18 protein-coding genes and 1 pseudogene are annotated in these 21,067 nt (G+C 71.0%); 13 read left to right on the top strand and 6 right to left on the bottom strand.

Going from position 1 to position 21,067, the window contains the following annotated elements; all coding sequences use genetic code 11:
* Positions 1-2 precede the first annotated feature (2 nt).
* Together OHA64_RS32960 and OHA64_RS32965 are read right to left on the bottom strand one after the other, a co-directional pair.
* Entirely contained in the window at positions 3-1,856 is a 1,854-nt protein-coding gene (locus OHA64_RS32960; protein ID WP_405619346.1) for an ABC transporter ATP-binding protein, read from the bottom strand.
* Positions 1,853-3,640 (bottom strand): ABC transporter ATP-binding protein, encoded by a 1,788-nt coding sequence (locus OHA64_RS32965; RefSeq protein ID WP_405619348.1) that lies wholly within the window; start codon positions 3,638-3,640, stop codon positions 1,853-1,855. Before OHA64_RS32965 ends, OHA64_RS32960 begins: the two co-directional genes overlap by 4 nt.
* 205 nt (positions 3,641-3,845) lie before the next feature.
* Here OHA64_RS32965 and OHA64_RS32970 point away from each other — a divergent pair, with 205 nt between their 5' ends.
* Genes OHA64_RS32970 through OHA64_RS32985 form a run of 4 tightly spaced genes read left to right on the top strand, consistent with a single transcriptional unit; the run spans position 3,846 to position 7,417 of the window.
* On the top strand, positions 3,846-4,754 hold the full coding sequence (locus OHA64_RS32970) for an ABC transporter ATP-binding protein (RefSeq protein ID WP_405619350.1): 909 nt from the start codon (positions 3,846-3,848) through the stop codon (positions 4,752-4,754).
* Positions 4,751-5,500 carry an ABC transporter permease gene (locus OHA64_RS32975; protein ID WP_405619352.1) on the top strand — a complete coding sequence of 250 codons (750 nt, stop codon included), beginning with the start codon at positions 4,751-4,753 and terminating at the stop codon, positions 5,498-5,500. Before OHA64_RS32970 ends, OHA64_RS32975 begins: the two co-directional genes overlap by 4 nt.
* A gap of 26 nt (positions 5,501-5,526) precedes the next feature.
* Complete coding sequence (locus OHA64_RS32980) at positions 5,527-6,780, top strand: sensor histidine kinase (RefSeq protein ID WP_405619354.1); 1,254 nt, start codon at positions 5,527-5,529, stop codon at positions 6,778-6,780.
* Entirely contained in the window at positions 6,773-7,417 is a 645-nt protein-coding gene (locus tag OHA64_RS32985) for a response regulator (RefSeq protein ID WP_405619356.1), read from the top strand. Before OHA64_RS32980 ends, OHA64_RS32985 begins: the two co-directional genes overlap by 8 nt.
* On the opposite strand, the gene OHA64_RS32990 is transcribed toward OHA64_RS32985, so the two are convergent.
* Entirely contained in the window at positions 7,418-8,833 is a 1,416-nt protein-coding gene (locus tag OHA64_RS32990) for a sulfatase (RefSeq protein ID WP_405619358.1), read from the bottom strand.
* Positions 8,834-8,955: 122 nt separating this feature from the next.
* Entirely contained in the window at positions 8,956-11,211 is a 2,256-nt protein-coding gene (gene glgX / locus OHA64_RS32995; protein WP_405619360.1) for a glycogen debranching protein GlgX, read from the bottom strand.
* 152 nt (positions 11,212-11,363) lie between these two features.
* Between glgX and OHA64_RS33000 the strand changes: the two genes are divergently transcribed.
* The 6 genes from OHA64_RS33000 (at position 11,364) to OHA64_RS33025 (ending at position 17,824) form a co-directional block, all read left to right on the top strand.
* Positions 11,364-12,593, top strand: coding sequence for an Ig-like domain-containing protein (locus tag OHA64_RS33000; protein WP_405619362.1), 1,230 nt, complete (start codon positions 11,364-11,366; stop codon positions 12,591-12,593).
* Between the two features lie 160 nt (positions 12,594-12,753).
* Entirely contained in the window at positions 12,754-13,995 is a 1,242-nt protein-coding gene (locus OHA64_RS33005; protein WP_405619364.1) for an Ig-like domain-containing protein, read from the top strand.
* Positions 13,996-14,178: 183 nt separating this feature from the next.
* Positions 14,179-14,946, top strand: coding sequence for an enoyl-CoA hydratase/isomerase family protein (locus OHA64_RS33010; protein WP_405619366.1), 768 nt, complete (start codon positions 14,179-14,181; stop codon positions 14,944-14,946).
* A gap of 260 nt (positions 14,947-15,206) precedes the next feature.
* A complete protein-coding gene (locus OHA64_RS33015; protein ID WP_405619368.1) occupies positions 15,207-15,710 on the top strand; it encodes an ATP-binding protein in 504 nt (167 codons plus the stop codon).
* Positions 15,711-15,845: 135 nt separating this feature from the next.
* Positions 15,846-16,631, top strand: a complete 786-nt coding sequence (locus OHA64_RS33020) for a polysaccharide deacetylase family protein (protein WP_405619370.1) — start codon at positions 15,846-15,848, stop codon at positions 16,629-16,631.
* Positions 16,631-17,824 (top strand): YncE family protein, encoded by a 1,194-nt coding sequence (locus tag OHA64_RS33025; protein WP_405619372.1) that lies wholly within the window; start codon positions 16,631-16,633, stop codon positions 17,822-17,824. Before OHA64_RS33020 ends, OHA64_RS33025 begins: the two co-directional genes overlap by 1 nt.
* A gap of 6 nt (positions 17,825-17,830) precedes the next feature.
* Here OHA64_RS33025 and OHA64_RS33030 read toward each other — a convergent pair.
* Positions 17,831-18,302: pseudogene (locus OHA64_RS33030) on the bottom strand (GNAT family N-acetyltransferase); the annotation flags it as partial.
* Positions 18,303-18,373: 71 nt separating this feature from the next.
* On the opposite strand from OHA64_RS33030, the gene OHA64_RS33035 reads away from it, so the two are divergent.
* The 3 genes from OHA64_RS33035 to OHA64_RS33045 all read left to right on the top strand — a co-directional run bounded on the left by OHA64_RS33035 (position 18,374) and on the right by OHA64_RS33045 (position 20,425).
* Positions 18,374-19,288: a MerR family transcriptional regulator gene (locus OHA64_RS33035; RefSeq protein WP_405619374.1), complete on the top strand. Its 915-nt coding sequence runs from the start codon at positions 18,374-18,376 to the stop codon at positions 19,286-19,288.
* An 86-nt stretch (positions 19,289-19,374) separates the two neighbouring features.
* Positions 19,375-19,587, top strand: coding sequence for an EF-hand domain-containing protein (locus OHA64_RS33040; protein WP_405624218.1), 213 nt, complete (start codon positions 19,375-19,377; stop codon positions 19,585-19,587).
* 175 nt (positions 19,588-19,762) lie between these two features.
* Positions 19,763-20,425 carry an NADPH-dependent F420 reductase gene (locus OHA64_RS33045; protein ID WP_405619376.1) on the top strand — a complete coding sequence of 221 codons (663 nt, stop codon included), beginning with the start codon at positions 19,763-19,765 and terminating at the stop codon, positions 20,423-20,425.
* 48 nt (positions 20,426-20,473) lie between these two features.
* Here the strand turns inward: OHA64_RS33045 and OHA64_RS33050 are convergent, their stop codons facing one another.
* The gene (locus OHA64_RS33050) at positions 20,474-21,031 is read right to left on the bottom strand and encodes a glycoside hydrolase family 25 protein (protein WP_405619378.1); all 558 of its coding nucleotides are present in this window, start codon (positions 21,029-21,031) and stop codon (positions 20,474-20,476) included.
* Positions 21,032-21,067 lie beyond the last annotated feature (36 nt).

The raw sequence follows: 21,067 nt of genomic DNA on the forward strand, positions 1-21,067 counted from the left end.
GATCACGCCAGACTGTCCCGCCACGCCCGGTGCAGGTCCGCGAACCGGCCCGTGCCCGCGACGAGTTCGGCCGGGGTGCCGTCCTCGACGATCCGGCCGTGCTCCATGACCAGCACCCGGTCGGCGATCTCGACCGTGGACAGCCGGTGCGCGATCACGACCGCCGTACGTCCCCTCAGCACCGTCGCCATCGCCCGCTGCACCGCCCGTTCGCCCGGGATGTCGAGCGAGCTGGTCGCCTCGTCCAGGATCAGCACCGCCGGGTCGGCGAGCAACGCCCGTGCGAAAGCGACGAGTTGGCGCTGACCGGCGGAGATGCGGCCGCCCCGCTTGCGGACGTCGGTGTCGTAGCCGTCCGGCAGGGCGCTGATGAACTCGTGCGCGCCGATCGCCTTGGCGGCCCGCTCGATGTCGCCACGGGTGGCGTCCGGCCGTCCGATCGCGATGTTCTCGGCGACCGTGCCGGAGAACAGGAACGCCTCCTGCGTCACCATGACCACACCGCGCCGCAGCTCGGGCACGGACAGCTCGCGCAGGTCGACGCCGTCGAGGAGGACCCGGCCCTCGGAGGGGTCGTAGAAGCGGGCGAGCAGCTTGGCCAGCGTCGACTTGCCCGCGCCGGTCGAGCCGACGACGGCGACCGTCTGCCCGGCCGGCAGCGTCAGGTCGAAGCTCGGCAGCACCTCGCCGCCGGTGCGGTAGGCGAACCGGGTCCCGTCGAAGACCACCTCACGGCCGGGGAGTTCGGTCTCGAGCGACGGAAGCTCCCGGGGAGCCGCCGGCTCCGGCACGGACGGCGTCTGCGCCAGCAGCCCCGCGATCTTCTCCAGCGAGGCGGCCGCCGACTGGTACGAGTTCAGGAACATGCCGAGCCGGTCGATCGGGTCGTACAGCCGCCGCAGATACAGCACCGCCGCCGCCAGCACGCCCAGCTCCAGCGAACCGCCCGCCACCCGCTGGGCGCCCCACAGCACGATCAGGGCGACGGCGGTGTTCGCGACCAGCCGGGAGCTGACGACGTAGCGGGCCATCTCGAGCAGTGCGTCGCCGTTGATCCGCTCGTGCCGCTGGTTGAGGGCGGCGAAGTCGGCGTCGTTGGCGGCCTCCCGGCGGAACGCGCGCACCGGCCTGATGCCGTTCATCGTCTCGACGAACTTCACGATCACGGCGGCGATGGCTGTGGACCGCAACCGGTACACCCGCCCCGCCCGCCGCCGGTACATCCGCACGAGGAGGTACAGCGGCACGAAGGACGCCACCGCGACCGCGCCGAGCGCCAGGTCCAGCCAGAGCAGCAGGGCGGAGATGTAGACGAAGGACAGGATGACCGTGACCAGCTCCTGCAGCCCCTCGCTGAGGAGTTCGCGCAACGACTCCACGTCCGTGGTGGAACGGGAGATGAGCCGGCCCGAGGTGTACCGCTCGTGGAAGTCGATGCTCAGCGCCTGCGCGTGCCGGAAGATCCGGCCGCGCAGGTCCAGCAGCACGTCCTGGTTGACGCGGGCGGAGGCGATGATGAACGCGTACTGGAGCCCTCCGGAGGCCAGCGCGCACAGCAGATAGCCGACGGCCACGGCGACGAGCGGGCCGCTGTCGTGGTCCCGGAACGCCGGGACCGCGCTGTCGATGGCGTACGCCACCAGCAGCGGTCCGGCCTGCACCGCCGCCTGCTGGAGCAGCAGGAGCAGCGTCGTGAACGCGACCCGGGCCCGCATCGGGGCGAGCAGGGAACGCAGCAGGCCGGCGGTGGCGCCCGGGGGAGTGGGCAGGACGTCACGGTCGAAGGGGTCGCCCGACCCGTGGGGCTCCCCGGCCGGCTTCCTCTTGTCCGGTGCGGTGGTCGTGGTCGCCGTCATCGGCCGTCCTCCTCGTCGCTGCCGGCCATCAGATGGGCGTACTCGGCGTTGGTGCGCAGCAGTTCGTGATGGGTGCCGACGGCGGTGATCCGGCCGCCGGACAGCAGCGCGACGCGGTCGGCGAGCAGGACGGTCGACGGGCGGTGCGCCACGATGAGGGCGGTGGTGTCCGCGAGGACGTCCCGCAGGGCGGCCTCCACGGCCGCCTCGGTGTGGACGTCGAGGGCGGACAGCGGGTCGTCCAGGACGAGGAACTCGGGCCGTCCCACGACCGCCCGGGCCAGCGCGAGACGCTGCCGCTGGCCGCCGGAGAGACTGTGGCCCTGCTCGCCGACCTGGGTGTCGGTGCCCTGCGGGAGGCGGTGCACGAAGTCGGCCTGAGCCACGGCGAGGGCGCGATCCAGCTCGACGGTCCCGGCGTCGACTCCGGCGCCCATCAGGACGTTCTCGCTCACGGCGGCGGAGAAGAGGGTGGGTTCCTCGAAGGCCATGGCGACCTTGGACCGGAGCTCTTCCCGGGACATGGCCGTGATGTCCTGCCCGTCCAGGGTGATCCGGCCCGACGTCGCCTCGTGGAGACGGGGGACCAGCGCGGTGAGAGTGGTCTTGCCGCTTCCGGTCGCGCCCACGAGGGCCATGGACTCGCCGGGGAGGATGTGGAGGTCGATGCGGTCGAGGAGGGGCGGGGAGTCCTCGGGGGCGTCGGGGTACCGGAAGCGGACCTGGTGGAAGCGGAGTCCGCTGTCCTCGGCGGGCGTCGCGCCGGTACCGCCCCTCGACTCCGGCTCCTCGTCCATCACCTCGAAGTACCGCTCGGTCGCCGACGCCGCCTCCTGGCTCATCGCCAGCAGGAAGCCGATGGAGTCCACCGGCCACCGCAACGCGAGGGCCGTGGACAGGAAGGCGACCAGTGTCCCCGCCGACAGCTCCCCGTCCGCCACCTGCACGGCGCCCAGCACCAGCGCCGCCCCGATGGCCACCTCCGGGAGGGTCACGATGACGCCCCAGATGGTGGCGAGGAGTCCCGCCTTGCGCAGCTCGGTCCCCCGCAGGGTCCGGGACAGTTCACGGAACGCCCGTGCCTGGCTGCGGTGCCGCCCGAAGCCCTTGATGATCCGGATGCCGAGCACGCTCTCCTCGACGACCGTCGTCAGGTCCCCCACCTGGTCCTGCGCGCGCCGCGCCACCAGGGAGTACCGCCTCTCGAAGACCACGCACGTCACCATCACGGGGACGGCCGGAACCAGGATCACCAGGCCCAGCGACCAGTCCTGCACCAGCATGATCCCCACTCCGACGATGATCGTCACGGCGTTGACCAGCAGGAACGTCAGCGGAAAAGCGAGGAACATCCGAAGCAGCATCAGATCGGTGGTGCCCCGGGACAGCAACTGCCCCGACGCCCACCGGTCGTGGAAGGCGACCGGCAGCCGTTGCAGACGCCGGTACAGATCCGCCCGCATCTCCGCCTCGACATGCGACAACGGCCGCGCCACCAGCCACCTCCGCAGCCCGAACAACAGCGCCTCGGCGCCCCCGAGCAGCAGCAGGTACAGCGCCCCGAGCCACACCCCCGTCCCGTCCCGGTCGGCGACCGGCCCGTCCACCAGCCACTTCAGGACGAGCGGGATCACCAGCCCCGTGCAGGAGGCGAGCACCGCGACGACCGCGGCGGTCAGCAGCCGCGCCCGCACGGGCCGGACGTACGGCCACAGCCGCAGCAGGGTTCTTACGGCAGAGCGGTCCTTGGTGGTGACAGGTGTCGTTGCAGGTGTCGTGGCCATCAACAGCGAGCCTACGGACCGGCACTGACATCGCCCACCGAGTTTTGGGCCGGACCCGGATCACCGCTGGTCCTATGACCTGCATGTTCGAAGAGTCGTACAAGGTCGTGCCGCAGGTCGCAGCACGGCATCAACCGATCGGTTGATGCCGCTTCGAGCGCGACGGCCGATGTGCGCGGGGGCCGCTCGCCGGGACGCTGGTGCCATGTCCGTCATCGAAGTCAGCGACCTGCGCAAGTCCTACGGCGGCCGAGCCGTCGTCGACGGTGTCTCCTTCACCGTCGAGGAGGGCGAGATCTTCGGCATCCTCGGCCCGAACGGCGCCGGCAAGACCACCACCGTCGAGTGCGTCGAGGGCCTGCGCGTCCCCGACGCGGGCCGGATCCGGGTGACCGGCCTCGACCCCGTCACCGAGCACCGGGCCACCCGCGAGGTCCTCGGCGCCCAGCTCCAGCAGAGCGAGGTGCAGGCCAAGCTCACCGTCCGCGAGGCGCTGGAGCTGTACGCCGCCTTCTACCCGAACCCCTCGGACTGGCGACCGCTGGCCGAACGCCTGGGCCTGACGCCCAAGTTGGGCACCCGGTTCGGCAAGCTCTCCGGCGGCCAGAAGCAGCGTCTGTTCATCGCGCTGGCCCTCATCGGCAATCCGAGAGTCGTCGTCCTGGACGAGCTGACCACCGGGCTCGACCCGCGCGCCCGCCGGGACACCTGGGAGCTGATCGAGGACATCCGCGAGCGTGGGGTGACCGTCCTGCTCGTCACCCACTTCATGGAGGAGGCGCAGCGGCTGTGCGACCGGATCGCCGTGATCGACCAGGGGCGGCTCGCCGCCCTGGACACCCCGGCCGGTCTGATCCGCCGCTCCGCGGGCGCCACCGTCATCAGCTTCACCCCGTCCGAGCCCCTCGACGACCGTGACCTGAACGCCCTGCCCGCCCTCGTGTCGGTCGAGCAGCACGGGGACGGCCGGATCACCCTCGCCGGCACCGACGAGACCGTGAACGCCGTCATCACCCTCCTCGCCCGCACCCACGTCACCGCCCACCAGCTCCGCGTCACCGACGCCACGCTCGACGACGCGTTCCTCGACCTCACGAAGGAGGCAGCGGCATGACCACGGCCGTCGTCGACACCGCCGTACTGAAGACCGAGATCCGGCTGTTCCGCCGCGAACCCGGCAGCCTCTTCTGGATCCTGGGGTTCCCGACCCTGCTGCTGGTGATCCTCGGCTCGATCCCGTCGTTCCGCGACCACGAGGCCGACCTCGGCGGCCTGCGCACCATCGACATCTACGTCCCGGTGGCGGTGCTGCTCGGGATGATCGTCGGCGGTCTCCAGTCCATGCCGCAGACCCTCACCGGCTATCGCGAGCGCGGCATCCTGCGCCGCATGTCCACCACCCCGGTCCGGCCCGTCGCCCTGCTGTCCGCGCAGATGCTGGTGTACGGCGGGGCCGCCCTGGCGTCGGCGCTGCTCGCCCTCGCGGTCGGCCGGTACGCCTTCGACGTACGCCTGCCGAAGCAGCCCTTCGGATACGCCGTCGCCCTGGTCCTGGCGATCCTGGCCGCCCTCGCGCTCGGCGCGGTCGTCTCCGCGCTGTCCCGGACCACGAAGATCGCGGGCGCGATCGGCTCCGCCGTGTTCTTCCCGGCGATGTTCTGCGCGGGCGTGTGGGCGCCGGTGCAGACCATGCCGGACCTGCTGGCCCGGTGCGTCGGCTACACCCCGTTCGGCGCGGCGGCCGAGGCCCTGAACCAGGCGGCGGCGGGGCACTGGCCGGGGTGGGGCCACCTGGGCGTGCTGGCGATGTGGACGCTGCTGCTCACGGGCGCGGCGAGCCGCTGGTTCCGCTGGGAGTGAGCGTGCCCGTGCCCGACACTGGGCCCATGGACCAGGACGTGGCGGGAGTCGAGCAGCGGTGGGCGATGGTCAACCACCGGGGCCCGTACCTGCTGCTGCTGATCGGCGCGATCCTCGCGGTGCCGACCGCGGGCATGGTCGGCATGGAGCCCGGCGACTGGTACGCGGTCGGGGGCCTGGTCGCCGCCGGCCTGGCGCTCCAGGTCTGGTGGGGGACCGTCGCCGAGATGCCGAGCGGCCCGTCCGGCACGAGCGTCTGTTACTACGCCGTCCGCTGGGTCATCGCCTTCGCCCTCACCTGGATCAACCCGCTCTTCTCCTTCTACGCGTTCACCGGTTACTTCGGCGCCCGCCGACTGCTGCCGCGACCGCTGCGGAACGTCGGGCTGTTCGCCACCGCCGTCACCATGTCGGGCGCGCAATCCGGCGGGTTGCCTCCGAGCGGGCGGTCCCAGTGGCTGCTGTTCGGGGCGATCCTCGCGGTCACCGTGGTCCTGGTCGCCGTCTCCGACCGCGTGTTCGCCACGGAGGACGAACGCGCCCGCGTCCAGGCCGCCACCATCGCCGAACTCGAGCGCACCAACACGGCGTTGCAACAGGCCCTCGACGAGAACGCCTCCCTCCACGCCCAACTCCTCGTCCAGGCAAGGGAAGCCGGGGTCGCCGACGAACGCCGCCGCCTGGCCGCCGAGATCCACGACACCCTCGCCCAGGGCCTGACCGGCATCATCGCCCAGCTCCAGGTCGTGGCGAACGCCCCCGACCTGGAGATCGCCCGCACCCACCTGGAGCGCGCCTGTGACCTCGCCCGCCACAGCCTCGGCGAGGCCCGCCGCTCGGTGCACAACCTCGCCCCCGTGGCCCTGGAGAACGACGGACTCGCGGAGGCTCTGAAGAAGACGGTCGCCGAATGGGGCGAACGGGTCGGTGTGCGCGCCGAGTTCACCGTCACCGGGACGGCGGAACAGCTCCACGAGGAGGTCGCGGCGACGCTCCTGCGCATCGTGCAGGAGGCCCTCTCCAACGCCGCCCGGCACGCGGCCGCCACCCGGGTCGGGGTGACCCTCAGCTTCCTGGGCGACGAGGTGATCCTCGACATCCGTGACGACGGCCGCGGCTTCGACCCGCTCGCCGTCCCGCCGCGCACCGGAGCGGGCGGCTTCGGCCTCGACGGCATGCGCGCCCGCGCCGCACGCATCGCCGGCGCCCTCACCGTCGAGTCGGAGCCGGGGCACGGCACGGCACTGTCGGCTCGCGTACCGTTGGTCCGCCATGAGTGACGAGGCGTTGATCTCCCTGCTGATCGTCGACGACCATCCCGTCGTACGCGACGGTCTGCGCGGCATGTTCGAGTCGGCGCCCGGGTTCACGGTCCTCGGCGAGGCGGCGAACGGCGTCGAGGCGCTGGAGAGGGCCACCGTGCTCGACCCCGACGTGATCCTCATGGACCTGCGGATGCCGGGCGGCGGCGGAGTCGACGCGATCGCCGCGCTGGCCCGCCGCGGCGCCCGCGCCAAGGTCCTCGTGCTGACGACGTACGACACCGACTCCGACACCCTGCCCGCGATCGAGGCGGGCGCGACGGGCTACCTGTTGAAGGACGCCCCGCGCGACGAGCTCTTCACCGCCGTCCGCGCGGCGGCACAGGGCCGTACCGTCCTGTCCCCGGCCGTCGCCTCCCGCCTGGTGTCCGCGGTCCGCACGCCCCGCGCCCCCGGCAACGAGCCCCTCTCGGCACGTGAGCGCGAGGTGCTGGCCCTGGTCGCCAAGGGCACCTCCAACCGCGAGATCGCCCGCGAGCTGTTCATCAGCGAGGCCACCGTGAAGACCCATCTCACCCACCTGTACGCCAAGCTGGGCGTCAAGGACCGTGCGGCGGCGGTGGCGACGGCGTACGACCGCGGGATCCTGGGCTGATCAGGAGGCCGGGTAGGGCAGCAGCCCGCCGGCGGTCTTCTCCCAGGCGGTCTTCAGCTCGGCCAGCAACTCGGGCCTGTCCGGGGCGAGATCGGCCTGCTCGCGCAGGTCGGCGGCCAGGTTGTAGAGGTGGTCCTGGCCGGCGTCGTCCTGGTAGTACTTCCAGTCCCCGCGTCGCAGGGCCCGGTTGGCCCGCACCCGCCAGAACAGATCCCGCTCCGGCAGCTCCTCGCCCCGCAGCAGATATCCGGCCAGGCTGGTGCCGTCCAGCGGGTACGCCGGGTCCGGCCGGGCGCCGCCCAGCTCCAGCAGGGTCGCCGTCCAGTCGGGGGAGAAGTTCGGCTCGTGGCTGACCTGGTGGCCGTCGATCCGGGCGGGCCAGCGCACGATGGTCGGCACTCGGATGCCGCCCTCCTGGAGGACGAACTTCTCGCCGGAGAGCGGCCAGAGGTACGACCAGCGCTCGCCGCCGTTGTCGCTGGCGAACAGCACCAGGGTGTTCTCCTCCTGCCCGGACCGGCGCAGCGCGGCCAGCACCTCGCCGACGGCCGCGTCGAGGCTCTGCACCATCTGCGTGTACTTCTCGACCGAGCCGCCGTCGAAGTGGTTGAGCGCGGCCGAGACCTCCGCCTGGCTCTTCGCGGCCCGGATCTTCGCCGCGATCTCCGCGCCGGTCTCCTCGTCGCCCTCCGCCAGCCAGGGCCAGTGCGGGGTGGTGAAGTTGAGGTTCAGCAGCCAGGGCCTGTCGTGGTCCCGGCCGACGTACTCCACGGCCCGCTCGGTCAGGACCTCGGTGTAGTAGCGCAGGTCCTTGTACTCGGCGTCGCCCTCGTAGAGGTCGTAGGTGCCCAGCTGGCCGAGCTTGGAGTAGTACTCCAGCACGCCCCCGAAGTTGCCGAAGAACTCGTCCCAGCCCGACTTGGTGGGGCTGTGGTCGGGGAGCCAGCCGCAGTGCCACTTGCCGATCAGGGCGGTGGCGTACCCGGCCTTCTTCAGCAGGGAGGCGAGGGTGGGGTGGTTCGGGTCCAGCCCCTGCGACGTGTTGGCGACGGGCTCGGCGAGGCCACCGGGCGTACGCCCCGGATAGCGCCCGGTGTACAGGCTGAACCGGGTCGGGGAGCAGGTCGCCGACCCGGAGTACGCGTCGGTGAAGCGCACCCCCTGCCGGGCCAGCCGGTCCAGGTTCGGTGTCTTGATGTGCGGGGCGCCGTAGGAGGAGAGATCGGCCCAGCCGAGGTCGTCCCCGAGGATGACCAGCAGGTTGGGGCGCTTGCCGGAGGCGGCGGGGCGTGCCGTGAAGGGGCGTTCGGCAGGGGCGGCGTCGGCGGCCACGGCGGCGGTGGCCGTACCGGCGACGGCGGTCACCGCACCGCCACCGACGAGCCCACCGAAGGTACGACGGGATATTTCGGGCATGCGGAGTCCTTGGTGCGGAAGGCGAAGGAGGGCGAGCACATGGCGCGCGGCTTCCATGTGATCAGCCGACGGACCTCAGGACCAGGGATCCCACCCGGAGTTCATGGGGCTGAAACGTTGCCTCAGCCGACCACCCTCAGCAACAGCACGGCCCGCGCCGGCACCGTGATCGCCGTTCCCGCCCGATGGACGACCCCGGGAGCCTCGCCCTGTTCCTCCCTCGACGTGTCGACGACCACCTCGTAGCGATCCGCCCACGGAGGCCCCGGCAGGACGAAGGCCGCCGGGCGGTCCCCCGCGTGCAGGACGGCGAGGAAGCTGTCGTCGACGATCGGGGCGCCGCGCTCGTCCCGGCCGGGGATGTCCCGCCCGGAGAGGTACATACCGAGGGTGGCGGTGGGCGCGTACCAGTCCCGTTCGGTCATCTCGGCGCCCAGCGAGGTGAACCAGGCCAGGTCCCGCAGACCGTCCGCCGAGTGCGCCCGCCCGGAGAAGAAGGCGCGCCTGCGCAGGACCGGGTGGCGGTGGCGCAGGTCGATCAGGCGGGCGGTCAGGTCGAACAGGGCCTTCCACGCGGGATCCTCCAGCAGCGCCCAGTCGACCCAGCTGATCTCGTTGTCCTGGCAGTACGCGTTGTTGCTGCCGCGCTGTGTGCGCCCCAGCTCGTCGCCCGCGACCAGCATCGGCACGCCCGTCGACAGGAGCAGGGTGGTGAGCAGGTTCCGCAGCTGGCGGCGCCTGAGCGCCCGTATCCGCTCGTCGTCCGTCTCTCCCTCCGTGCCGCAGTTCCACGACCGGTTGTCGTCCGTGCCGTCCCGGTTGCCCTCGCCGTTGGCCTCGTTGTGCTTGCGCTCGTACGACACGAGGTCGCGCAGGGTGAAACCGTCGTGCGCGGTGACGAAGTTGACCGAGGCGTAGGGGCGCCGGCCGCCCCAGGCGTACAGGTCGCTCGAGCCCGACAGCCGGTAGCCGAGGTCGCGTACGTCCGGCAGCGCGCCCCGCCAGAAGTCCCGCACCGCGTCGCGGTACCGGTCGTTCCACTCCGTCCACAGGGGAGGGAACGCCCCGACCTGGTACCCGCCCGACCCCACGTCCCACGGCTCGGCGATCAGCTTCACCCGCCGCAGCACCGGGTCCTGCGCGATGACGGCCAGGAACGGGGACAGCATGTCGACGTCGTGCATGGAGCGGGCCAGTGCCGCCGCCAGGTCGAAACGGAAGCCGTCCACGCCCATCTCCGTCACCCAGTAGCGCAGCGAGTCGGTGATCAGGCGCAGCACGTGCGGCTGGACGACGTGCAGGGTGTTGCCGCAGCCGGTGTAGTCGGCGTAGCGGCGGGCGTCGTCCTGGAGGCGGTAATAGCCCCGGTTGTCGATGCCCTTCAGGGACAGCGTCGGGCCCAGCTCGCCCGCCTCCGCCGTGTGGTTGTAGACCACGTCGAGGATGACCTCGATCCCGGCCGCGTGCAGGGCCCGCACCATCCGCCTGAACTCGCCGACCTGCTGTCCCGTCGTACCGGAGGCGGCGTAGCCCGCGTGCGGCGCGAAGTAGCCGATGGAGTTGTAGCCCCAGTAGTTCTTCAGGCCCTTGCGCAGCAGATGGTCCTCGTGCGCGAACTGGTGGACGGGGAGCAGCTCGACGGCCGTCACGCCCAGCTTGACCAGGTGCTCGATCGCCGCCGGGTGGGCGAGGCCGGCGTACGTCCCGCGCAGCTCCTCCGGAATCCCCGGGTGCAGCCGCGTGAAGCCCCGCACATGCACCTCGTAGATCACCGAGTCCGCCCACGGTGTCTTCGGCCGCCGGTCGTCCATCCACTCGTCCTCGGAGGCGTCGTCGTGGACGACCACGCCCTTGGGGACGTACGGCGCCGAGTCCCGCTCGTCGCGCACGGTGTCCGCGATCTGCTGCTGCGGCCAGTCGCGGACGTGCCCGTACACCTCCGGCGGCAGGCCGAAGTCGCCGTCGACCGCGCGCGCGTACGGGTCGAGGAGCAGCTTCGCCGGATTCCACCGGCCGCCGGTCCACGGATCCCAGCGGCCGTGCACCCGGTAGCCGTAGCGCTGGCCGGGCATCACGCCGGGGACGAAGCCGTGCCATATCTCGTGGGTGAGCTCGGTGAGCCGGGCGCGGGTCTCCTTGCCCCGTTCGTCGAAGAGGCACAGCTCGACCGCCTCCGCCCCGCCAGCCCACAGCGCGAAGTTGGTCCCCGCCACGCCGTCCGGACCGACCCGGAAACGGGCGCCCAGCGGCATCGGAGCACCCGGCCACACGGGGACACCTGGCGCCCTGTGCTGGTGCCTGCCGTTCACCACGGCGGGGCGCCCGTCCTCGGCGGCGCGTTCTTCGGCCACCGCCTTCTGCTCGGCTGCGCTGGACACCGTTCAGCCTCCCACGGCTCGTGGAACGACAGGGAAAAGGGCGTACGGCGTCCCGGTCGTGGCACCCTCTCGAGTCATTCTCCCCACTGTTCTGCCCAGCGCTTGGCTCGCACTCACGTTTCCCAGGAGCATGCCCGCTCGTTGGGGTCGTCGTGAGGCACGTAACTGGGCGCGCAGGGCGCGTGGGGGTCGCACTGACCGCCGTACTGACATGGGCAGGACTCGTCGCCGGAGCCGCGGGATGTACGGCGGACGGCGCGAGCGGCATCGACATCGGCGGACTCGGCAAACCGCCGGCGCCCGAGGACGTCATCCGGATCTCCCCGGACGACGGCGCCAGGAACGTGCGCCCCGGGGAGAGGTTCCGGGTACGGGTGCCCAGCGGGCGCCTGGAGTCGGTCCGGGTCGTCAAATCCCAGGACGCACAGGAGTTCCCGGTCCCCGGGCAGATCTCCGGCGACCGCCTCAGCTGGGAGCCCGACGAGGAGAGACTGGCGCTCGCCGCCGAGTACACCGTCGACGCGGTCGCCCTGGACGGCCACGGCCGCCGCTCCGCCCGGCACACCACCTTCACCACGAAGGTCCCCGAGGAGCGCTTCATCGGGTACGTCACCCCGGAGAACCGCGCCACCGTCGGCACCGGAATGATCGTCTCCCTGGAGTTCAACCGGGAGATCGAGCACCGCGCCGCCGTCGAACGGGCGGTCCGCGTCACCGCGCGTCCGCCCGTGAAGATCCGCCCGCACTGGTTCGGCAACGGCCGCCTCGACTTCCGCCCCAAGCGGTACTGGAAGCCCGGCACACAGGTCACGGTCTCCCTGCGGCTGCGGGACGTCGAGGGGGCACCGGGGGTCTACGGCGTCCAGCACAAGACGTTCTCCTTCACCGTCGGCCGCAGCCAGGTCTCCCTGGTGGACGCGGCCCGGCACACCATGGAGGTCCGGCGGGACGGCGAACTGCTCGCCACCGTGCCGATCACCGCCGGCGCCCCGAAGACGACCACGTACAACGGCCGGATGGTCGTCAGCGAGATGCTCGAAGTGACCCGGATGAACAGCCGCACGGTCGGCTTCGGCGGCGAGTACGACATCCCGGACGTCCCGCACGCCATGCGCCTGACCGACTCCGGTACCTTCCTGCACGGCAACTACTGGGCGCCGGACGCCTTCGGCCAGGTCAACGTCAGCCACGGCTGCGTGGGCCTCATGGACGTGAAGGGCGGCGGGTCGGACACGCCCGCGGGCTGGTTCTTCGACCGCAGCCTCGTCGGGGACGTCGTCGAGGTCGTCCACAGCAACGACAAAGAGGTCGATCCCGCCAACGGTCTCGGAGGCTGGAACATGGGCTGGAAGGATTGGAAGGCGGGCGGGGCGGTGAAGTAGTCCCACAGGGGGGAAGGGTGGTCCGACTGCCCGTTGATGTTGGGACGGAACGGTGACCTTTGGCTCACACGATGCTCAAAACCCTCCGGTTAATATGCGCCGATGCGCGTGCAGCGCGCTTGGGGCGCGGGCCTGACCAGGCCCGTCGAGGGGAGCAGACTTGAACGTGCGACCGATATCGGGGGCGTCGGTTGACGCGCGGGACCGAGGCGGCAGGGGGGCGTTGGCGCTGATACTGGGCGTCCTGCTGCTGACCGTCACCGCGTGCGGCGGGGGAGGCGACTCCGGCTCGGGGTCGGGTGAGGGGAAGAACGGGGACGACGGGGCGGCACAGGCCAAGCAGTCACAGGCCGTTGTCACCATCGCCCCCAAGGACGGCGCGAAGTCCGTCGACACCAGCGGCGCTCTCGAAATCAGCGCCGCCCGGGGCAAACTGATCGAGGTCCAGGTCAAGGACGCCGAGGGCGCCGCGATATCAGGGAAGACAACCGGCGGCGGCGCCTCCTGGACGCCGTCCGCGCACCTGGCCTCCGGCACCAAGTACAGCGTGCACGCGGTCGCCAAGGACTCCGAGGGCCGTACGTCCGCCGAGGACTCCAGCTTCACCACGCTCACGCCGAAGAACACGTTCGTCGGCACCTTCACGCCCGAGGACGGCTCGAAGGTCGGCGTGGGCATGCCGTTCTCGATCCGCTTCACCCGGGGCATCACCCACCCCGAGGACGTCGAGAAGGCCATCAGCATCAAGACCGAGCCGGCCGTCGAGGTCGCGGGCCACTGGTTCGGCAACGACCGTCTCGACTTCCGGCCCGAGGACTACTGGAAGGCCGGCACCAAGGTGACGGTGAAGCTGAACCTCGACGGCGTCAAGGGGCGCGACGGGGTCTACGGCAAGCAGGACAAGACCGTCTCCTTCACCGTCGGCCGCAACCAGGTCTCCGTCGTCGACGCCGACAAACACACGATGAAGGTCATGCAGGAGGGCAAGGTCGTCAAGACCATCCCCGTCACCACCGGCAAGCCCGGCTACGACAGCTGGAACGGCCAGATGGTCATCAGCGAGAAGCTCGCCGTGACCCGGATGAACGGAGAAACGGTCGGCTACAAGGGCGAGTACGACATCAAGGACGTCCCGCACGCCGCCCGCCTGACCAACACCGGCACCTTCATCCACGGCAACTACTGGGGCGGCGACGCTTTCGGCAACTACAACGCCAGCCACGGCTGCATCGGCCTGCGGGACGTCAAGGGCGGCTACGACAGCGGCGTACCGGCCGCCTGGTTCTTCAACCACTCGCTGATCGGCGACGTCGTGGTCGTCAAGAACTCCGACGACGGGACGGTCGCCCCGGACAACGGACTCAACGGCTGGAACATGTCGTGGGAGAAGTGGACGGCGTGAGGCGCGGCGCCTGACGGATGGCGCTTGAGGAATGGGGTCACGGTCCCGGTGTGAGGTACCGCACCGGGACTGTCGCCGTCAGTCCCCGTGCTGTGTCTGCCTGGGGGGCAACCCCCAGACCCCCGGCCGGGTGTGACCCACCGCACCGAGCCCACCCCCGTTAGTCCCCCTTAACCTGCCTGCATGACCGTGAATCTCGAAGTCGCCGAAGGTGTCGGCACGATCCGGCTCGACCGTCCGCCGATGAACGCGCTGGACGTGGCCACACAGGACCGGCTCAAGGAGCTCGCCGAGGAGGCCACGCGGCGTGCCGACGTGCGTGCCGTGGTGCTCTACGGCGGGGAGAAGGTGTTCGCGGCCGGCGCGGACATCAAGGAGATGCAGGCGATGGACCACACGGCGATGGTCCTGCGCTCCCGCGACCTGCAGGACGCGTTCACCGCCGTGGCCCGTATCCCCAAGCCGGTGGTCGCGGCCGTCACGGGCTACGCCCTGGGCGGCGGCTGCGAGCTCGCACTCTGCGCGGACTTCCGGATCGCCGCGGACGACGCCAAGCTGGGCCAGCCCGAGATCCTGCTCGGCCTGATCCCGGGCGCCGGCGGCACCCAGCGGCTGTCCCGGCTGATCGGCCCGTCCAAGGCGAAGGATCTGATCTTCACCGGCCGGATGGTGAAGGCGGACGAGGCGCTGACGCTCGGCCTGGTGGACCGGGTCGTCCCCGCCTCCGACGTGTACACCGAGGCGCACACCTGGGCGGCGAAGCTGGCGCAGGGACCGGCGCTCGCGCTGCGCGCGGCCAAGGAGTCGATCGACACCGGCCTGGAGACGGACATCGAGACGGGCCTGGCGGTGGAACGGAACTGGTTCGCGGGCCTGTTCGCCACGGAGGACCGGGAGCGTGGGATGCGCAGCTTCGTGGAGGAGGGACCCGGTAAGGCGAAATTCCTCTGAACCACTTGCAATTGACGCGCTGTCTGACCCGGGTCCCTCGAAGGGGCGGTTTACCAGAACCTCGGAGCGCCCTTGAGCCCGCCTTTTCGAGGGTTTGTCGATTGCCTCTGGTGCAGCCTTTGTCGCAGGTCGGAAGGGTCATGCAGGGCTCCGAGATGCCGTTGGCATATGCCGTTCGTCTTCTGCGGAATAGGGAATTCCGGAGGGCGTATTCCCCGGGAACAGCCCCGGAGGGTGCTCTGGGCGGCCATGATGGGGGCATGGCGGGGCTGGAGGATGTCGAACAGCCGCGGGGAGAGAGCCGTGCGACCGCGGCGCGCTGGTCTCCGGCGGTCGAGGACGAACGCGCGCTCAAGGCACTCGAACTGTTCGGCAACCCCACGGAGGCGGAGGTTCCGCTCCCGTCCCGCCCCGAGTCCGCGGCCACGGCCCGCAGACTGGCCCAGGTCGTGGTCCTGCGTGAGTGGGGTCTGTCCCCCAGGATGACCGAGGACGCGGTCTTACTCGTCTCCGAACTGGTCGGCAACGCCGTCCGGCACACCGGCGCCCGCGTCTTCGGCCTCCGTATGCGCCGCCGTCGCGGCTGGATCCGCGTCGAGGTCCGCGACCCCTCCCGCGGCCTTCCCTGTCTGATGCCGGTCCAGGAGACGGACATCAGCGGACGGGGTCTGTTCCTCGTCGACAAACTGTCCGACCGCTGGGGCGTGGATCTGCTGCCGCGCGGCAAGACGACATGGTTCGAGATGAGGGTGGCGGACCGCTGACGGTCACCGTCGGCGGTGGGGCGCAGGGCCCGGGCGTGCGCGGTGCGCCGCATGCCTGAGGGGTCTGGAGTCCCCGCCTGCCTGACGGGCCGCCAATCGGGCCAATCGCCCGTTTCTCCCCACGTTCCCCCTTAAATGGTGCGGGTGACCACGACCGACCGCCGGACGGCGCTCCGCACAGGCGTCGCCCTAGTCGCGGCAGGCGCACTGACCGCCGACTGCACTCCCCACGGAGCCGCCGCCCACCCGGCCCCCGCCACCACGTCGCCCGCGCCCACCCACCCGCCCGTGCCCGTCCCCGTCCCGCGCCGCTTCCCCGCCCACCCCACCCAGCTCACCCACGGTCCCCGCACCCGCCCCCAAGTCGCCCTCACCTTCCACGGCCAGGGCGATCCCGGCATCGCCCGGTCCCTGCTCGGCGAAGCCGAACGCGCGGGTGCCCGCGTCACCGTCCTCGCGGTCGGCACCTGGCTCGACGAGCACCCCGACCTGGCCCGCCGGATCCTCGACGGCGGTCACGACCTCGGCAACCACACCCTCCACCACCTCGACATCAACGCCATGTCCGAGGCCGACGCCCAGGCCGAGATCATCGGCTGCGCCGACCGCCTCACCCGCCTCACCGGCTCCATCGGGACCTGGTTCCGCCCCTCCCGCTCCGTCCGGGCCTCGCCCCTCGTCGAACGCCTGGCCGGGCGCGCGGGCTACCCGCACGTCCTGTCCTACGACGTCGACTCCCTCGACCACACCTCGCCCGGCGCCGCAGCCGTCACCCGTCAGGTCCTCGGCGAGATCCGCAACGGATCCGTGGTGAGCCTGCACTTCGGGTTCCCGGACACCGTCGCCGCGCTCCCCGCCGTACTGGAAGAACTCGACCGCCGCGGCCTTCGCGCGGTGACCACCACGGAGCTGCTCAGCTGATGACGCACCGCACCCTCTTCAAGCACGCCCTGATCCGCGGCGCCGCCCTCGGCGCCCTCGCCGCGCTCGCCGCCTGCGGTGCCGGATCCGAGGACCGCGCCACCGAGCCCCCCGGTACCAGGGCCGCCGTCCCCGCGCCGGCGAAGAAGAAGACCGTCCAGGGCCTGCCGGGCATGCCGCCGGTCCTCGATCCGAAGGACGTCTACGCGGCGGACCGCCCGAACCAGCTCTCCCCGGTGGTGAGGGACTTCCCGTCCCGGATCTACGTCCCCAACTCCGAGTCCGACACCGTCTCGGTCATCGACCCCAAGACCTACGAGATCGTCGAGACCATCCCGGTCGGACGCCAGCCCCAACACGTCGTCCCCTCCTGGGACCTGAAGACCCTCTGGGTCAACAACAACCGCGGCCACACCCTGACCCCCATCGACCCGAAGACCGGCAAGGCGGGCAAGGAGGTGAAGGTGCACGACCCGTACAACCTCTACTTCACGCCCAACGGCAGGTACGCCGTCGTGATGGCCTCCCTCGACCGTGAACTCGTCTTCCGCGATCCGCACACCATGAAGACGATCAAGACCGAACCCGTCGCCTGCTACGGCGTCAACCACGCCGACTTCTCCCTGGACGGCCGGTACTTCATCGTCTCCTGCGAGTTCAGCGGCGAACTGCTCAAGGTCGACACGGAGAAGATGAAGGTCGTCGGCAGCCAGAAGCTCCCGTTCGACGGCGCGATGCCGCAGGACGTGAAGATCTCCCCGGACGGCAAGCGGTTCTACATCGCCGACATGATGGCCGACGGCGTGTGGGTCCTGGACGGCGACAGGTTCACCGAGCCGACCCTCATGCGCACCGGCAAGGGCACCCACGGTCTCTACGTCAGCCGCGACTCACGCGAGATGTACGTGTCCAACCGCGGCGAGGGCACCATCTCGGTCTTCGACTTCACCAGGAACAAGCTCACCAAGAAGTGGCACCTGCCCGGCGGCGGCGCCAGTCCGGACATGGGTGGCGTCTCCGCGGACGGCAAGGTCCTGTGGCTGTCGGGACGTTACGACGCCGAGGTGTACGCCATCGACACCCGCACCGGCACCCAGCTCGCCCGCATCCCCGTCGGCAGCGGCCCGCACGGCCTCGCGGTGTACCCGCAGCCGGGCCGCTACTCGCTGGGCCACACGGGCGTCTTCCGCTGACGTACGTCATCGGGGTCCGCCCGGTCGTGCACCGAGCAGCACCTCGGAGCCCACCGGCAGGTGACCGGCCGCCTGGAACGCCCGCAGACTACGGGCGTTCCCCGCCGAGACCTGGGGCCCACACCGGCTCGCCCCCCGCCGAGCTGCCGTGCCGCGCGCACCAGCGCGCGCCCCAGTCCCCGGTGTCGTACGTCCTCGTCCACCTCGACCGAGACCTCCAGCCGCCCCGCGACCCCGCGTCCCAGGACGAGCAGGCCGCCGTCCGCGGCCCACCCCGCACCTCGTCGCGCCGCCCGCGTGAGCTGACGACGCGGGGGTGGCCGGGGTCCTCGATCTCCCGCAGCGCGAGCGGCGGCTCACCCGGCGGCGGGGCGCCCACCGCCAGCACGTCGATGGTGTCGCTCGTGCGTCCGGTCCGCTCCATGAAGGCCGTGAGCAAGCACGCGTTCATGGTCGCGGCGAGCCCGTCGCAGTCGACGAGAATGTCCCGGAGAGTCTCCACGCCCGCTCCTTGAGTCTCCACCCACTGGAGGGCCCACACTCGCAGACATGATCGACGACGGCACCGGACTCTTCACCATCGGCGAGCTGGCCCGGACCACCGGACTGACGGTACGCACCATCCGCTACTGGTCCGACGAGGGCCTCCTGCCCCCGGTGACCCGCTCAACGGGCGGCTACCGGCTGTACGACGCCGCGGCCGTGGCCCGACTGGAGCTGATCCGCACCCTGCGCGAACTGGGCCTCGGCCTGGAGGACGTACACAAGGTGCTGGCCGGCGAGACCACGGTCGCGCAAGTCGCCGCCGCGCACGTGGCGGCGCTGGACACGCAGATCCGGTCGCTGAAGGTGACCCGTGCGGTGCTGTCGTCCGTGGCGCGACGCGGTTCGACCGCGGAGGAGATGAGGTTGATGAACAGACTGGCCCGGCTGTCGGCGGCCGAGCGGAACCGGATCGTCGAGGACTTCATGGCAGAGGTCTTCGACGGTATCGACACGGCCGATCCCGACATCCGTACCCGGCTGCGGTTCGCGTCGGCCGATCTGCCCGACGACCCCACGCCCGAGCAGGTGGACGCGTGGGTGGAACTCGCCGAGCTGATCCAGGACCCGGAGTTCCGGGCGACCATGCGCAGGGCGGTCGAGTTCAACGCAGTGGACCGGGGGCCCGACATCCCGCCGGGCACCTCCCTGTGGTTCATGAGCCGTCTGGTGCAGCTGGCCGGCGAGGCGCTGCGCGCGGGCACCGCCCCAGAGGCACCGGAAGTGGACGAGGTGCTGCGCTCGATGCTCGGCGACGCCGACCTGGACGAGGTGCTGGAGCGCCTGGAGGCGGCCTCGACCGCGCGGCTCGCCCGGTACCGCGAACTGTCGGCCGTGGTGAAGGGACTCGAACCCCAGTCGGCGTACGCCGAGGAGTTCTCCTGGGTGGTCGCCGCACTGCGAGCCCGGACGGGCGGTTAATCTGACCTGCGTCAGTACGGCAGCACGTCATGAACAGCGCTCATGGCCGGCGCGTCATGAGCAGCACGAGAAAAAGGGGCGGATCGGTGGCGGACATCGACGAGGCACGCAAGCACTTCGAGCGGATCGACACGGACGGCGACGGAGTCATCACCGCGGCCGAGTTCAAGACCGCCCTGGCTCAGCAGGGCGACTGGAACGTCACCGAGTCGGTCGCCGAGGTCATCATCAAGTCCCGCGACCTCGACGGGGACAAGGTCCTGTCGTTCGACGAGTTCTGGGCCTACCTGAACAAGTGACCCGAGCGGTAAGGGGGGCGCCCAAGGGTGCCCCCCTTCCTCATGCCCGGCGCGCCACGCGGACGTTCCAGCGGCCGTCGTGCCGAAGCCCTGGATCGCCCGGAATAGCCCTCGGGTACACAGGGTTGACGCACCACAGACGTATGCATGTGCATCGATTCTGGAAGGGTCTTTCATGGAGATCGGCATCATCGGCGCGGGCAACATCGGCGGCAACCTCACCCGGCGGCTCACCGCCCTCGGCCATGACGTCTCCGTGGCCAACTCCCGTGGCCCGCACACGCTCACCGAGCTGGCCGCGGAGACGGGCGCGACCCCCGTCCCGGTCGCGGAGGCGGCGCGCGGCGCGGACGTCGTCATCGTCACGATCCCCTTGAAGGCGGTGCCGGACCTGGCGTCCGGCCTGTTCGACGAGGCGGCGGACGGGTTCGCCGTGATCGACACCGGCAACTACTACCCGCGACAGCGCGACGGCAGGATCGCGGGGATCGAGGACGAGGGGCTCACTGAGAGCCGCTGGACCGCGCGGCACCTCGGCCACACCGTCATCAAGGCCTTCAACGGCACCTACGCCCAGGACATCCTGGACCGGCCGCGCCCGGCCGGCGCCCCCGACCGCCTGGCACTGCCGGTGGCGGGCGACGACCAGGCGGCGAAGAGCAGAGTGCGGGCCCTGATCGACGAGCTCGGCTTCGACACGGTCGACGCGGGCGGCCTCGACGACTCCTGGCGCCAGCAGCCCGGCACCCCGGTGTACGGACTGCGGGAGGGTGTCGACGGCGTCACGAAGGCGCTCGCGGAGGCGAGCCCGGAGCGAGGGCCGGAGTGGCGGCACTAGGATCCCGTCCTCCCGGCGCGACCGGCCCGGTGAGAGGGCTGCATCCGCTCAGGCGTCCGCGGCCCACTCCCGCAGGGCGGCCTTGCTCGCGAAGTTCGCCACGTTCTTGTCCAGCGGATCGTCGGTGTACTGGTGGAAGCGCCACTTCGCCTTGATGCGGGGCTTGCCGGCCGTGACGTAGTCGGCGATCCACAGGCCGTCACCGGCGTACGACGTGTCGTCCACATTGAGCCAGTAGCTGCGGTTGCAGTACAGGACGACCCGGTTGTTCGGCCGCAGCGCCCGGACCTTCCGGATGAAGCTGTCCTTCTCCGCGTTGCTCGCGTGTGTGCCCTCCCCGGACGTCTCCCAGTCGACGGCGAGGATGTCGCCCGCCTTCTCGGGGGCGTGTTTGACGAAGTGCTCCGCCTGGGCGGTGAGGTTGCCCGGCCAGAGGAAGTGGTAGAAGCCGACGACCAGGCCGGCGTCGCGGCCGTGTTTCGTCTGGGCGGCGAGTCTCGGGTTGACGTACGAACGGCCCTCCGTCGCCTTGATGAAGACGAAGGAGAGGCCGTCCGTGCCGTAGGACGAGGACTGGTACGCGCTGACGTCTATGCCACGCAGCATGGGGGCTCCCTGAGTGCCTGTGGGGGGACAGGAGTT

Origin of the sequence: Streptomyces sp. NBC_00076, from assembly GCF_045041235.1 — a bacterium.
Classification (GTDB): Bacteria; Actinomycetota; Actinomycetes; order Streptomycetales; family Streptomycetaceae; genus Streptomyces.